Source organism: Luteibacter sp. SG786 (genome assembly GCF_011759605.1).
Lineage (GTDB): Bacteria > Pseudomonadota > Gammaproteobacteria > Xanthomonadales > Rhodanobacteraceae > Luteibacter.
Genome location: NZ_JAAOYX010000001.1, coordinates 878,037 through 892,932, shown reverse-complemented (window position 1 = coordinate 892,932; position 14,896 = coordinate 878,037). Strand labels below are relative to the sequence as shown.

General features: G+C 66.0%; 11 protein-coding genes. All 11 read right to left on the bottom strand.

Annotation, left to right across the window (positions count from 1 at the left end; translation table 11 throughout):
- Positions 1 to 2 precede the first annotated feature (2 nt).
- The 11 genes from FHS47_RS03870 to panB all read right to left on the bottom strand — a co-directional run bounded on the left by FHS47_RS03870 (position 3) and on the right by panB (position 14,879).
- A complete protein-coding gene (locus FHS47_RS03870) occupies positions 3 to 1,646 on the bottom strand; it encodes a serine hydrolase (RefSeq protein WP_167023202.1) in 1,644 nt (547 codons plus the stop codon).
- Between the two features lie 44 nt (positions 1,647 to 1,690).
- Entirely contained in the window at positions 1,691 to 2,611 is a 921-nt protein-coding gene (locus FHS47_RS03865; protein ID WP_167023199.1) for a MurR/RpiR family transcriptional regulator, read from the bottom strand.
- Positions 2,612 to 2,621: 10 nt separating this feature from the next.
- On the bottom strand, positions 2,622 to 3,938 hold the full coding sequence (locus tag FHS47_RS03860) for a peptide MFS transporter (RefSeq protein ID WP_167023196.1): 1,317 nt from the start codon (positions 3,936 to 3,938) through the stop codon (positions 2,622 to 2,624).
- A complete protein-coding gene (locus FHS47_RS03855) occupies positions 3,938 to 5,026 on the bottom strand; it encodes a dipeptide epimerase (protein WP_167023191.1) in 1,089 nt (362 codons plus the stop codon). The genes FHS47_RS03860 and FHS47_RS03855 overlap by 1 nt, the downstream gene beginning before the upstream one ends.
- Positions 5,027 to 5,058: 32 nt before the next feature.
- On the bottom strand, positions 5,059 to 7,074 hold the full coding sequence (locus FHS47_RS03850) for a serine hydrolase domain-containing protein (protein WP_167023187.1): 2,016 nt from the start codon (positions 7,072 to 7,074) through the stop codon (positions 5,059 to 5,061).
- A gap of 35 nt (positions 7,075 to 7,109) precedes the next feature.
- Complete coding sequence (locus FHS47_RS03845) at positions 7,110 to 9,389, bottom strand: TonB-dependent receptor (protein ID WP_167023182.1); 2,280 nt, start codon at positions 9,387 to 9,389, stop codon at positions 7,110 to 7,112.
- Positions 9,390 to 9,633: 244 nt separating this feature from the next.
- Positions 9,634 to 10,584, bottom strand: a complete 951-nt coding sequence (locus FHS47_RS03840) for a hypothetical protein (protein ID WP_167023179.1) — start codon at positions 10,582 to 10,584, stop codon at positions 9,634 to 9,636.
- Positions 10,585 to 10,786: 202 nt separating this feature from the next.
- A complete protein-coding gene (gene pgi, locus FHS47_RS03835) occupies positions 10,787 to 12,421 on the bottom strand; it encodes a glucose-6-phosphate isomerase (protein WP_167023176.1) in 1,635 nt (544 codons plus the stop codon).
- A gap of 240 nt (positions 12,422 to 12,661) precedes the next feature.
- Positions 12,662 to 13,042 (bottom strand): aspartate 1-decarboxylase, encoded by a 381-nt coding sequence (panD, locus tag FHS47_RS03830; protein WP_167023173.1) that lies wholly within the window; start codon positions 13,040 to 13,042, stop codon positions 12,662 to 12,664.
- Between the two features lie 138 nt (positions 13,043 to 13,180).
- Positions 13,181 to 14,026 carry a pantoate--beta-alanine ligase gene (gene panC, locus FHS47_RS03825; RefSeq protein ID WP_167023170.1) on the bottom strand — a complete coding sequence of 282 codons (846 nt, stop codon included), beginning with the start codon at positions 14,024 to 14,026 and terminating at the stop codon, positions 13,181 to 13,183.
- Between the two features lie 10 nt (positions 14,027 to 14,036).
- Complete coding sequence (gene panB / locus FHS47_RS03820; RefSeq protein ID WP_208381780.1) at positions 14,037 to 14,879, bottom strand: 3-methyl-2-oxobutanoate hydroxymethyltransferase; 843 nt, start codon at positions 14,877 to 14,879, stop codon at positions 14,037 to 14,039.
- Positions 14,880 to 14,896 lie beyond the last annotated feature (17 nt).

The following is a 14,896-nucleotide window of genomic DNA, read 5'->3' as shown; positions in this document are numbered from 1 at the left end:
GATCAGCGGGCTTTTGCCGCCGGGGTGAAATGCAGATCGCGATAGTCCCAGCTGAAATCGGCGGTCGGCGACACGGGCGCCATGCTCATCCGCTCGATGCCGCCCTCCGGGGTCAGGGCAAAGGTGACGAACGCGTTTTCCACGTCGGGCATGTCCCAGACCGTGCGGAAGGTGTCGTACTGCACATGGACCAGTCGCCCTTCGAGGCCCGGCGTGCGGTCGAAACGGATGCGCAGTTCGCCGGCCTTCTTAGGGTCGCGCGAAAGCGTAGCCGTGCCGTACCAGGGATCGCGGTAGACACCGACGTAGCGGTCGACGGCGAGCGACGGGCCGCGCTCCGGATGCGTCTCGGCCTCGCGTTTCTTCAGGGCAGCCGCGGCCTCGGCATGACTGGCATCGAAGAATTGCTTGTACGTCCCGATCCAGTCCGGCGAGTCCAGGCCCAGGTACGTGTCGAGCAGATGCTCGCGGAGGGAGAACAACGTGCCCGCGTCCTCGGCGTTCACCATCACGGCGAAGGCGACCTTCCTTTCCGGAATGATCATCGTCACCGAGTAGGCGCCGAGTACGCCGCCGAGGTGAGTGATCACCTTGTGCCCGCGGTAGTCGCCGACTTCCAACCCAAGCGCATAGGCGTTGAACAGCGGATGGGCGAGCGCGAGCGGCCCGGGCGGGGCCGGCTCGTCGATCACCGTATGCGGCGTCACCAGTGCCTTTGCCGCGTCCGCGCTGAACAGGCGCCGCTGGTCGTCGATGACACCGTCGCGCAGCAGCGCCCTGAGCCACAGCCCCATGTCCGCCGCGCTGCTGCGCAGTCCGCCCGCGGGCGAGAACGTGGTGCCCGAGAGCACTGTCTTGAGCACCGCGGTCGGGCCGACACCGCGGATCGGCGTGCTGTTCTTGCCGTGCAGGCCGACCTGGTCGGCCACCGGCGTGTCTACGTCGGTCTGCGTGTCGCGCATGCCCAGCGGTTCGAGGATGCGCCGGCGCAGCGTCGCTTCCCAGGTCTGCCCGGTGACGTCCTGGACCAGTTGTCCGGCGACGACGTACAACACGTTGTCGTAGTCGTAGCTGGCACGGAACGAATGCTCCGGCTTGAGGAAGCGCATCGAACGGGTCAGCTCCGCCCGCGTGCGATCCGTGCTGGGAAACAGCATGAGGTCGCCCTGCCCCTTGCCCAGCCCACTGTTGTGCACGAGCAGGTCGGTGATCGTCATCTGCGAGGCGAAGCCGTCGTACATGCGGAAGCCGGCGACGTGGTCGGCCACGCGATCGTCCCAGGCCAGCTTGCCGTCGTCGACGAGGATCGCCAGTGCCGCGGCGGTGAACGCCTTGGTGTTCGAGCCGATCGGAAACAGCGTATGCGGGCCGACCGCTCCGGCGGCGCCGAGCGTGCGCACGCCGTAGGTGTGCGTGGCGATGCGGTCGCCCTCGACCACGGCGATGGCGACGCCGGGCGTGTCGAAGGTGCGCATTGCGCGGGCGACGTAATCGTCCAGCGGCGTGGCGTCCCGTTGCAGCGCCGTCGCGGCCGGAGCGCGTTCGTCGGCGAGCGCGGGCGCCATGGCGAGGGCGGCACACAAGGCACCGCCCAGGGTCAGGGCGTGGAGCGGCCGGATCGGGCCGGATGCGGGCTGTCGGAACATCAGTCTCCCCTTCTCGTTCTTTCGATGGACCGCGCGCCCTACGGTCAGGATCGTTTGGCTCGAAGCTTGCCCGCCGTGTTCTTGCGTCCGCTCGCCGCCTTGCCGGCCGGCCGGTCGTCGAGCGTCGGCGCTTCGAGGTAGCCGGCGAAGCTCTGGCGCAGGCGCGTGATCCGGTCGATGCGCTCGAACATGCCGGACTGCTCCTGCCGTCGCGCGATCGCGCCGATCAACAGGCTGAGCAGGCTCATCGCCGGGCCGAAGTTGTGCCACGCGCGCGCCTCGTCGATGGGAATCATCAGCACGTGGTCGGTCAGCTTGCGGGCCCAGTAGCACTGCGAGTCGGTAATGATCACCAGCGGAATGCCGCGCGTCGCCGCCTCCTCGGCAAGGAGGCGGAAATGCCGGTAGTAGCGACGGAAGTCGATCAGCACAAGGCAATCGCCCGGCTTCGCGTCGAGCAGTACGTCGATGTAGGCGCCATCGGAGCCTTCGACAAAACGCGTGCACGGCCTGACGTGCTGAAGCAGGTTTGCGAAGCCAAGGCCCAGGAAACGGCCGTGGTGGAAGCTGGCGACGGAGATCCGCTGGGCTTTCACCAGCAGGTCGACGATGGCCGCCCACTCCTGGGTATGCGCGAGCGCGTGGACGCTGGTCAGGTCGCGGATCTCGGCTTGCAGGCCTTCCGACAGCGACGCGTCCGCGAGGTGATCCGGCGTCTTGTACAGCGGCAGCCACGGCGCCTCGCCACGCAGGTCGTCCTTCAGCTCGTTCAGACCCTCGTAGCCGAGGTTGCGCAGGAAGCGACCGACGGTCATCGGGCTGACCCCGATGTGCCGTGCCAGCGAGGCCGCGGTTTCGAAGGCGATCCCGCCGATGTTCTGCAGCAGGTAGGTGGCAATCTTCTGCTCGGAGGGAGTGAACGTCTCCCACCGGCTCTTCAAGGTCTTCTGCAGCTCTTCGATCATCTGGATTCTCTCAACGTGCACCGACCACCGGATATGCAGGATCGCGATGGCGTCCGACGTCGCCCACCCTGCTCCCGAGCAGGTGAAGCAGCAAGCCGGACGCGCCGGCGAAGCACCCCATCAGGACGAAGAAGCCGCCGTGACCCATCCGGCTCCACAGCGTGCCCAGGCCACCCGCCAGCAGGTTGCCGAAGAACCCGGCGAAGAACCACGTGGCGATGCTGGTGGCGCGGAATCCCTCCGGTGCCAGGCGACCGAAGAGCGCCAGGCCCACCGGCAGGATGTGCAGTTCGCCGATGGTGAACACCACGAACCAGGCGAATACCCAGACCCAGCTCACCCGCAAGCCCTGGCTCTCGTGCCATGCCGCCAGCACACCGAGGGCGATGAACGAGGCCGCGACGATGGCGGCGCCGAAGGCCATCCGTCGCAACAGCGGCGTCTCCCTGCCCCGCTTCGCCTTGCGCACCCAGTACGCGACAAGGAAAGGGGTGAAGGCGAACACGGCCAGCGAGTTGATCGATTGGAACCAGGTCATAGGAAAGGACCAGGCGTCGCTGAGACGGCGATCGACGCCCGTATCGATCCACAGCGGCAAGGTATTGCCGTTCTGCTCGTACGCGCCACGGAACACGACAACGATGGCGGCGATCGCGATCAGCAGCGCGAAGCGCTCGCGCACCGCGCGGTCGACGGGGCGACGCGCGGATGCAGGCAGCACGGCGCGGCGCGGTTCCGCCGGCAGGTAGCGGGCGCCGGCCAGATAGATGACCAGGGACAGCAGCATGCCCACCCCCGCTGCGGCGAAGCCGTAGTGCCAGCCGTAGACTTCGCCTAGCGTCCCGCAGACCAGCGGCGCCATGAAGCCGCCGAGATTGATGCCGACGTAGTAGACGTTGTATGCGGTCTTGCTGCGCTCGTCGCCGTCGCGATAAAGACCTTCGATCTGGCTCGCCAGGCTGGGCAGGAACAGGCCGTTGCCCAGCGCGATCAGGACCAGCGCGGCGAAGAATGAAGGCTCGAAGGTCATCAGGAAATGACCCAGGGCCATCGTCGAGCCGCCGATGATGACGGCATTGCGCTTGCCCAGCCAGCGGTCGGCCACCCAGCCGCCGGCGACCGGGGTGAAATACGCGAACGCGGCGTAGGTGCCGTACACCAGCGATGCGTAGCCCTGGTCCATGACCAGGTGCTTGGTCATGTAATAGACCAGGATCGCCCGCATGCCGTAGAAGGAGAACATCTCCCACATCTCGGTCAGGAAGAGCACGGTCAACCCGCGAGGGTGGCCAAACCAGCTCTTCCCCGCGGGGAACGCGATGTTCATCAGATCGTCTCCCGCCCGTTGCCCCACACCTCGTCGGCGCAATCGATCATACCGTCGGCATAGCGCACGGCGGGATCGCGGTCTTCGCTCAGGTAGAGCGGACCGTCGAGATCGACCACACGGCAATGCTGGCCCACGATGAAGGCGGGCGCCATCGACCACGACGAGCCGGACATGTTGCCCACCATCAGGTCGAAGCCGAGCGCGCGACCGCGCTCGACGATCGCCAGCGCCTCGGTGAGACCACCGCACTTGTCCAGCTTGATGTTGATCACCTGGACCAGGCCGACCATCTTCTCCAGGTCGTGGCGGTCCTGCACGCTTTCGTCCGCGGCCAGGGGGATCGGACTGTCGAGTCCGAACAGCCATTCGTCGCGATCGGTGGGAAACGGTTGCTCCACCAGCTCGACGCCCGTCTCCTGAAATGCAGGTAGGAGCGCGCGGAACGACTCGACGGTGAAACCCTGGTTGGCGTCTACGATGATCCGCGCTTCGGGCGCCGCCGCGCGCACGGCGCGCACCCGCTCCGCGTTGCGCGCGTCGTCGGTAAGCTTGAGCTTCAGGGCACGCGCGCCATGGATGAGATCGGCGTTGCTCTTCGCCGCGGCTCGCGCCGCGGCGGACGGCGGTTCCGCTGAGACGAAGCGCCGGGCGACCTCGGCCATGGTCGCCGGCTCGCCCGCACTGAGGGTGAACGTGGTCGTCAGCGCATGCGGCTTCGCCTGGCCCTCGATGAGCGCCCAGACCGGCTTGCCGGCCCGCTTGGCCTCGAGGTCCCATAGCGCACAGTCCACTGCGTTGCGGGCACCGCCGCGCGGCAGCACGTCGAGCAGTTGCTCGCGGGAGATGCCGGCCTCGATGCGCTCGCGAGCGCCCTCGATCTGCTCGATCATGGTCGGCGGTACGTCGCCCAGGTAGTACACACCGAGGCCTTCGCCGATGCCGCGATGACCGTGCTCGTCGGTCAGGGTCACAATCACGGCATCGAAGGAATGGAAGGTGTACCCGGTGATCGCAAACGGCACTTCCAGCGGCCAGCTCTTGGTCTCGATGGAAAGGGACAAACGCGACGGCGCGCTTTCGTTCATGGGGAATCCCGCAGGTGCGTAGGCGGCCATGGTCAATAGGCCGTACTGAAACTGACCAGCCCGAAGGCGACGATGAACCAGGCGAGGTAGAGCGCGCCAAGCGCGAGCAGACCCTCGCCCAGGCGGACCCATCGACCGCGACGCGGCGACCGCCAGGTACCGACCGCATGCGCGACGATCACCGCCACCGCGAGCAGCGCGAGCAGGCCCCACGCGTAGAGGACATAGAGCGCCGGCGTGATACCGCCCTGCAGCAGCGGGATGGCGTCGTTGGCGAGGACGTAGGTCAACAGGGCAGCCCAGCCGACGATTTCCAGCGCCAGCACTGTGATGGCCAGCCGCGAATAGAGGCGGAATCGTGCGGCACGCGGCGCGAACGGCAGCGACCGACGGTAGTGCCGACGCGTCCACGCGCCGATCGGCCAGGCGAACCATGCGGCGAACACGACCAGGCTGGACAGCGACAGCCACAGCAGCACCGAGCCGAGCGCCCCCGCACCGCCGATGCGCTGGAAGACCGCGACGGGCACCTCCTCGTCGGTGGCGAAGTAACGGATGCTCCCGTCCGTGTCGGCGACGAATCGAAGCGATGTGGTGTCGCCCGCGTCGCGATAGACCAGCGGTGCCACTTCGTGCCAGCGCAGTGGGGCGCCGGCCGCGTCGGTGAAGGCATCGACGACAATCGTGTGATCGGGCTGCGGCGACACCGACGTCTGCCCGAGCAGGTAGAACAGGCGCAGGGCGCTGTCGTTGCGGCGCGTCGAGCGATACCAGCCGGCGACCTTCGCCGCATCGCCGGCCGCGTCCGGCAGCGCGGCCGTGTGCCTGGCCGGCTGCGGATAATAACGATCGAGGAAGCGACGCAGGATCTCCTTGCGCACCACGTGCGCGCCCGCCTCGTTGCCGAGGCTGTTGAAGGACACGAAGATGCCCACGTGCGCATCGAGCAGCAGATGCAGATCGGAGTGGAAATAGTCGAGGTCGCCCGCGTGGCCGACGATGCGCTGGCCATTGCGGTCCTCGTCGTAGAAGCCGAGGTCCATGCCGTTGAGCCCGGGCGCATTGGTGTGCTGCCGCGTGTGCATCAGGCGCACGGTCTCCGGACGCAGGATCGCCGCACTGCCGCGACCGCCGCCGTCGAGATAAGCGATCATGAAGCGCGCCATGTCCATGGCCGTGCTGCTCAACCCACCGGCGGGCGCCGGATTGATCATCTCGAAGGGTTTCGGCACGCCGTCCGAGGCCGTCTTGTAGCCGATCGCCTGGAGCGGCTCGAGGTCCGCCGGCACCGGTTGCAGGAAGGTGGACCGATGCATCCCCAGCGGCCGGAAGATGTGCCGGTCGACGTAGCTCTCGAAGCGTTCGCCGGACACGCGCTGCACGATGTACGCCGCGAGGCCGCAGCCGTAGTTGGAATACGCGGGATACATACCGGCGTCGTAGATGCGTCGCGGCATGTGCGACTTCAGGTAGGCCTCGAGATTGATACCCGCCGCGGATGCCGGGAACATGCCGCTGGCCGTATCCTCGAAGCCGCCGGTGTGGGTCATCAGCTGGCGCAGCGTGACGGGCTTGCCGTCCCGCGGCGGAATGGCGAAGTCGAGGTAGCGGTTGACGTCGGCGTCGAGGTCGAGCTTGCCCTGCTCCACCTGCTGCATGACGGCGGTCCAGGTGAACAGCTTGGAGATCGAGCCGGGACGGTAGAGCGACGACTCCGGCGACGGCACCTGTCCCGTGGCGAGGTTCGCGCGGCCATAGCCGCGTGCGAGCAGTACGTCGCCATCCTTCACCACGCTGACCACGGCGCCGGCGAGGTCGCCGCGTTCAAGCGCGAACGGGATGAGCCCGTCGAAGAAACGCGACAGGTCCTCGGCGTTCAGCTCAGGCGTCGAGGCGTCGGGCGTGGACGGCACGGCAGCGGGCGTCGCGACCGCCGCCGGCGCGGCCGTGGAGCTGGCGGATGCGGGCAGCGACGGCACCTGCGCGTGCACGCCGAGGGCGGCGCACGCGAGGGCCAACGCCATCAGGCGTCTAGCGAAGCGGGACATGGCGACTCCAGGAGAAACGGTGGCCGGGCGATGGATCAGAAGTCGACGCTGGCGGAAACGCCGACCGTGCGCGGCACGATGTAGCGCGCGCTGAACGGCGAGGCGCGTGGATCGAGCGTCTCGGGGCCGATCGACGATACGCCGCGCTTGTCGAAGACGTTCTTGACGTAAGCCTTGAAGGTGAAGTCGCCCACGTAGACGCCCGCGCGCAGGTCCACGGCGCTGTAGCTGGGGATGGCGAAACGCGGCCCCTCCTCGGTCGAGAAGTCGGAAACGCGATCGCCCACGTAGCGGTAACTGCCGCCGACGAAGGCGGACCAGTCCTCGCCGATCGGGAAGTCGTAGTCGATGCCGACGTTCGCGTTCAACTTCGGCACGTACGGCAGCCGGTCGCCCTTACGGCCGAACAGGCCCGGCGGCGTGTCGGAGGTCAATTCGGCACGTGTCCATGTGGCGTTGGTGGAGAACACCAGGCCATTGGCCGCCACGTAGTTCCAGCTCGCCTCCAGGCCACGGCTGCGCGCCTTGCCGCCGTTACTGAGGAAAGACACACCACCCGCGATCGCGGCGAGCTGGATGTCCTTCCAGTCGATCAGGAATGCAGCGAGCTCGACCGTCGAGCGCTTGTCCTCCGAACTGCTCTTGAGACCCAGCTCGTAGTTGACCAGACGGTCCTGGTCGAAGGTCTTCGGTGCGTCCGTACCCGGCAGCACCGAGGTATTCGCACCGCCCGGACGGAAACTGGAGGCGATGCGTCCGTAGACCATCAGGTTGTCGTTGAACTTGAACGTGGGATTGACCAGATACGTCGACGGTTTGTCCGTGCTCTTCTGCGTGAACTCTGCCGTGGGCGCGAGCAGGCCATAGCTGGTCTCATGGAACTCGGTGCTGTCGTGGCTGTAGCGCCCGCCCACCGTGACGGCGAAGCGCGACGTGGCGTGCCAGGTTATGTCCGCGTAACCGGCCCACTCCTTGAACTTTGCCGGACCCACGGCGACGTGCCCCGCCGTGTCCGGTAGCGCGATCGGGGCGCCGGTGGTGGCATCGAAAACGTTGACGTCCTGAACGTTGGTAGTGTGCTCGCGGGTGAAGAACACACCGGCGCGCCACTCCACGGCCTGGTCGGTGGCCGACTGCAGGCGCAGTTCCTGCGTCACCTTGTTCAGCTCCATCGGGTTGCTGATCGAATAGGCGCCGTTGTCCAGGCCCAGCAACGGATTGACCAGCGGGCCGTAGGCGAAGGTCGTATCGGTGTCGGAGCGTTTGTCGAGCTTGCCGTAGCTCGTCGACGAGACCAGCGTGGCCCAGCCGAAATCGGCACTGACGTCGGCGCTGTAGAGCCGGTAGCGCACGCCAAACTTGCCGGTGCCGACCGCGAACGACTGGCGCAGGTCGCCGTAGATCGGTCGCAGCGAGACCGGATCGATCTGCACGCCGGCGTTCGCCAGGGCGTCACCGTCGAGGTTCTGCGCCAGGGCCGCGAGCCTTACCGAGACGGTGCTCGACGGCGTCCACAGCAGCTGCGCGCGGCCGCCGCGAATCTTCGCGTCGTTGGTGTCCTTGCGCCCGTTCGCGACGTTGTCGATGTAACCGGGATCGCGACGGGCGAACGCGTTCACTCGTAGCGCGAGCTCGTCCTTGACCAGCGGCAGGTTGACCATCGCATGGGTGTCGAAGCCGTCACCGCCGTGGGATACGCTGCTGCCGCCCACCTGCACGCGACCGGCGAAGCGGGTGCTGTCGGGCGGCGTGGTAACGAACTTCACCAGGCCGCCGAGCGTGTTCGAACCGTAGAGCGTGCCCTGCGGCCCACGCAGCACCTCGATGCGATCCACGTCGTCGGGATCGATGTCGGGCGTCAGCATGGCGCCGGCGGCATACACCGTGCTCGAGCCGAACGGCGTGTCGTCGATGTAAGTGCCCACGGTCGCATTGGGCGTATTCGAGCCGGAAGTGATACCACGCAGGGTCAGCTGGGTCTGGCCGGGGCCGAGGGTGACGGTGTTGAGGCCAGGCACGCGGGTCGCGTAGTCGGCGAAGCTCTGCGCGCTCTCGCGATCGAGCTGGCCGCCGTTCAACGCGGAGACTGCCATCGGCACGTCCTGCACGCGTTCGCTGCGCTTGTTGGCGGTAACCGTGACCGCGGTGAGATCGGTGGGCTCGTGAGACTTCGCCGGGTGCGTTCCCTGTGTCGCCGAGTCGCCGGTCGCAGCGGTGGGTGTGTCCTGCGCCTGAACCAGAACAGGCATGCTCAAGGCCAGCGCGATACCTGCACAGATGGCCTTCCGACCGTTGAACGGATGACGACGGAACATGAGCTTTCCTCCCCCGAGGCGACGGCACGATTAGTTCGTGGCGCTAGTGTTATCACCGTATCATTATGCTGTCAAATGATATCTAGATAACATCGCGCGTCGTCTGATCCCGCCCACGGTCGACACCGACGATGGCACGCAGAAGCCGATGGGCACGCTCCTGGCGAAGAAGCGCGCGGGCGACCGCAAGCAGTGGCTGGAGTAAAAAGGCGCCCTGGCGACGCCGGAAGGCTGACCGGGGAAGTCAATTCTTCACTGCGGGCTCCGGCACGGCCTGGTCTTCCTTCCGATAATCGAAGATGGCCCGGCCGGCCATGGACGTGGCCGGCGTCCAGCGAATGACGGGCACCCATCGGCCGGTCACTTTGAGGAAATCCTTCTGGTCGTTCCTGGCGGCGTCGCGTCGAGCGACAATGCTATCCGCCCGGGAGAGCTTCGTCTTGGGATCGGCCCCCTTCCCACAGTCGTTATCCGTATAGAAGCAATTGTCCCGGTAGAAGAATGCTTCGACCGGCATGCGTGCTCCGACATCCTGCGGCCACGCCGCAACGACGATCTCGTTACGAACGAAGAACTGCTTTTCCTGACGAACTTCGACCATCTGCATCCATGCGCTTGCGGTATTGGTCTTCCGTGAATCCTCGACGCCAAAGGCGCACTGGTTCTCGTCCTCGTCGAAACGCTTGAGGATCCACCGCCCGTCGGAAAACACGCCCTGATCCTGACAGATGGGCTGGCCCGCCGTCTTGCAACGATCGGGCGCTCCGGTCCATGCGTCTTGCGGGTAGGCACAGCGCAGCATGAGGTGCTCGTAACCCTTCGGCGTATGGAACCAGGGATAAATGATGAACCCGTTGGCCGAAGGGTAATTCTCGGGAAAATTCGAGTCCTGGCGAAGCCACGAAAAAGACACGCCCCACGCCGCGTTGGCCGGATTGGGCAGCCACGAGTGGTAGCTCGTCGAGAAATTGGTGGATCGCATCAAGATGCCGGAGCACAGGAACGCAGGGTGCTGGTATCCCTCCTCGTTCCTTCCGCAGTCGTAGCGCTTTTCGTCGAAGCGCTTCTGCAGGTGTTCCTGCACCTTCCAACCCGGGTCGTCCATGGTCTGGGGATCCGGGAGCGGCATCGACCTGGCGTCGCACAACGCCAAGACAGCCAGCGAAATCGCAAGCAGCCATTTCTGGGCATGCATGACACATCTCCGTCCGTGGAGAGAAGCCTGCTTCGGCAGTACTACACTGCGCCGCCCGATGTCGTGACGCGATATTTCGAACGCTGTAGGCGAAGCCGGTGTCTTTTCGGCACGCTCAAAAGAAAACGTTCGTCGCGCATGGCAAAGAAAAAGCCCGGCTCGAAGCCGGGCTTATCTTTAATGACGATACGACTGGGAAAGTTCAGCGTCGGGAGCGAATGGCCCCTATCAGCGCGCGCGTGGCACCGTCGAACTGCCCGAGGTCGCCGGCGTCCTTGTCGTTGGCAAGCGAGGGGTAGATCTGCTTGGCGATCACCTTGCCCAGTTCCACGCCCCACTGATCGAAGGCATTGATGCCCCACAGGTGGCCGAGCATGAACACCTTGTGTTCGTACAGGGCGATCAGCGCACCCAGCGAGTGCGGCGTGAGCGAATCCAGCATGAAGACGGTGCTGGGACGATCGCCCTTGAACGAGCGCTGCGCCGCGAGGGCGCGGCGCTCGGAGTCGCTACCGGATTTCGCCTCGGCCAGTGCTTCGTCGAAGGTCTTGCCGAGCGAGAGCGCGGCGGCCTGCGCCAGAAGGTTGGACAGCAGCACGTCGTGGTTCTCGCGCAGCGGGTGCGCCGGCTTCACCAGGCCGATGAATTCGAGCGGCACCGTGTCGGTGCCCTGGTGCAGCGCCTGGAAATACGCATGCTGCGCATTGGTGCCGATGCTTCCCCAGACCACGGGCACCGTGGGCTGGTGTACTTCGCTGCCGTCATCCGGGTGCACGTGCTTGCCCAGGCTCTCCATTTCCAGCTGCTGCAGGTAGGAGGGAAGATCGGCCAGGGAATCGACGTAAGGCACCACGGCGCGACTGCTGCGACCCAGGATATTGCGGTTCCAGATCTCGGCGATCGTCAGCAATACCGGCAAGTTGTCCTGCCATTCGGCGCTGCGGAAATGATCGTCCGCTTCGGCGGCACCCGCGAGGAGGTCACGGAAGCCCTGCATGCCGATGGAAAAGGCAATGGACGCACCGACGGCGGACCACAGCGAGAAGCGCCCGCCGACGTAATCCCACATGGGGAGTATCTGGGACGCGCCCCACTTCTGCACCGCCTCGACGTTCGAACTCACGGCGATGAAGTGCCGGGCGGTTTTCTTTTCGTCGCCGTCGTTGGCTTTCAGTATCCAGTTACGGAAAACCCCGCCGTTGAGCAGGGTTTCCTGCGTGTTGAAGCTCTTGGACACCAGGATGACCAGCGTGCGGGCCGGGTCGAGCTTGTTCATGAGATCCGTCGCGGCCTGCCCGTCGACGTTGGTGAGGAAGTGGCTGGTGATGCCCTTCACGTGGAACTGTTCCAGCGCATGGACGGCAAGGCGCGGGCCGAGGTCCGATCCGCCGATGCCGATGTTCACCACGTCGGTGACGCCGCCGATCAGGCCGACCGACTCGCCTTCGCCCTTGTGCACGGCGTTGACGAGCGTTTCCATCTTGTCCAGCGCGTCGGCAACGTCCCGGCGAACCTCGGCCGGTGCCGCGGGATGCCGCGAGGCACCGCCGCGCAGGGCGGTGTGGAGAACGGCGCGGTCTTCGGAGGTATTGATGTGCTTGCCTTCGAACATCGCATCGCGCGCGGCCTTCCACCCCGTGCTTTCGATGTAGGCGCCCACCGCGTCGAGCGCGGCGATGTCGAGCTTCTGCCGCGATATGTCGAGAAGGATGGGACCCATACGCTTGCGCAGGCGTTCGCCGCGGGCGTCGTCCTGTACGAGGTCACGAAGATGGGTGCCGGCAAGGCGGGAGGCGTGCTCCTCGAACGAGGGCAACGGGGCGTGCTTTGATTCCATGGCTTCCACTTGGCTGCAACGGAGGGAAGCGCGAATCTTACCGCAGTGCAGCGTAAGTGGATTGTATGGAAGCCGCGTTGCGGCTTCCTGTGAGTCGGCGGCCGGTGGCCGCCTGTAAGTCGCGCTTCGCGCAGTGAACAGTGAACCGAATCGCGCACAGGCGCTCTTGCTTACGGTTCACAGGCCGCGCAGCGGCCAACTCACAGGCAGGGCAAAGCCCGCCGACTTACTCAGCCCGACTTACGCCGCCTGCTTGGGGATGGAGTGGTTCGTATGCGTGATGACGTTGTTCTCGTCGACGTACACGAGGTCCGGCTGGTACTTCGCCAGTTCCGCTTCGGAAAGACCCACGAACGCGGCGATGATCACCAGGTCGCCCGTCGACACGCGGCGCGCCGCGCTGCCGTTCACCGAGATGATGCCCGAGCCCTCTTCCGCACGCAGAGCGTACGTCACGAAACGCTCGCCGTTGCTGATGTTCCAGGCATGGATCTGCTCGTACTCGCGGATGCCCGCGGCGTCGAGAAGGGTGCCGTCGATGGCGATCGAACCTTCGTAGTTCAGCTCGGCGTGAGTCACCGTGGCCCGGTGGATCTTGCACTTGAGCATGTTGAGGTGCATGGCGGTCTCTGGGATGGGGTTACTGCAAAAACGCCCATTCTAACGGAGGGTTGCCCGATCCGTCGCGTGGGCTTCCTCTGTCGGTGCGCTTTATGGGGGACCGGCGTCCGAAACGCAAGTCCCCGTTTGTGAAGGGGTTCAGTCGAACGGCAGGTTGTCGATGAGGCGGGTGCTGCCCAGGCGGGCCGCCACCAGGGCCACCAGGCCCTCCCGCTCATCCGCGCCGGGCTCGGCCAGGTCTTCCACCCGGCGAATGGCCACGTAGTCGGGGACGAAGCCACCCCGCTCCAGGCGCGACCTGGCCGCCGCTTCCAGCGGCTGGCGCGCATGCCCCTGCTGGAAGAGCTCGCGCATCTGCAGGAGGGTGGCGTGGATCAAGGGTGCCCGGGACCGCTCCTGCGCCGACAGGTACTGATTGCGCGAACTCATGGCGAGCCCGTCGGCTTCCCGCAGGGTCGGCGCCGACATCACCTTCACCGGCAGCGAGAGGTCGCGGACCATGCGCTCGATCACCTTGAGCTGCTGGAAGTCCTTTTGCCCGAACACGGCCAGGTCGGGCTGGACGAGACTGAAGAGTTTCGCCACCACGGTGGCCACGCCGTCGAAATGACCCGGGCGATGCGCGCCTTCGAGCGTATCGGTGATGACCGGTACATGGATGCTCACGCTGGAAGCCGGGCCGAACGGATACATCGTGGCCACGTCGGGAGCGAACAGGATGTCGCAACCCGCCTCTGCCAATCCCGCCTGATCCTGGGCCAGGGTACGGGGATACCGCTCGAAGTCCTCGCCGGGGCCGAACTGCGTCGGATTCACGAAAACGCTGGCCACGACGCGATCGGCACGGGCACGCGCCAGTTTCAGCAGCGAATGGTGGCCCGCGTGCAGGTTGCCCATGGTCGGCACGAAGCCGACCGTCTGGCCCGCGGTGCGCCAGCCCCGAATCGCTGCGCGAAGTGCGGCGGCATCGGTAACGGTCTGCATGCTGGTGTCCTCAGGTGAAGCTGTGTTCGGGGCCGGGGAAGTGTTTCTCCCGCACGTCCCCGGCAAAAGCGGCGATGGCGGCCTGGATGGAACCACGGCCGGCGAGGAAATCCTTGGAGAATCGAGGCCGCTTTCCCGGGGTCAGCCCTAGCAGGTCGTACACCACCAGCACCTGGCCGTCGCAGTCCACCCCGGCACCGATGCCGATCGTGGGAATGGACAACTCCGACGTGATGCGCGCCGCGAGGGCGGAGGGAACGCACTCGAGTACCAGGAGGTCGGCACCGGCGGCTTCCACGGCCCTGGCATCTTCCAGGAGCCGCATGGCGGCTTCTTCGGTCTTTCCCTGCACCTTGTAGCCGCCCAGCCGGTTCACCGACTGTGGGGTGAGACCGAGGTGCGCGCACACGGGGATATTCCGCTCGGTGAGCGCGGCGATGACCTCGCAGACGCGCCCCGCCCCCTCGATCTTCACCATGGCCGCACCGCCCTCGGCGACGAGGCGCGTGGCGGCGTCCATCGCCGCAGGCACGTCGCGGTCGCTCATGAACGGAAGGTCGGCCACCAGGAGCGTGGAGGAGAGCCCCCTGGCCACGGCTGCCGTGTGGTAGACCATGTCATCGATCGTGACCGGCAACGTACTGGACCGGCCCTGCACCACCATGCCAAGGGAATCGCCCACCAGGGCCACGTCGACCCCTGCGGTTTCCAGTTGCGAGGCAAAACTCGCGTCGTAGGCGGTGAGCATCACGATCTTCCGGCCTTCGGCTTTCATCGCCTTCAGGCCCGGCACGGTCACCGGCTTACGCGCCGGCGCACTCGCATTTTCGACGTACACGCTCTGTCGCCTCATGGGTAGAAACCGGAATT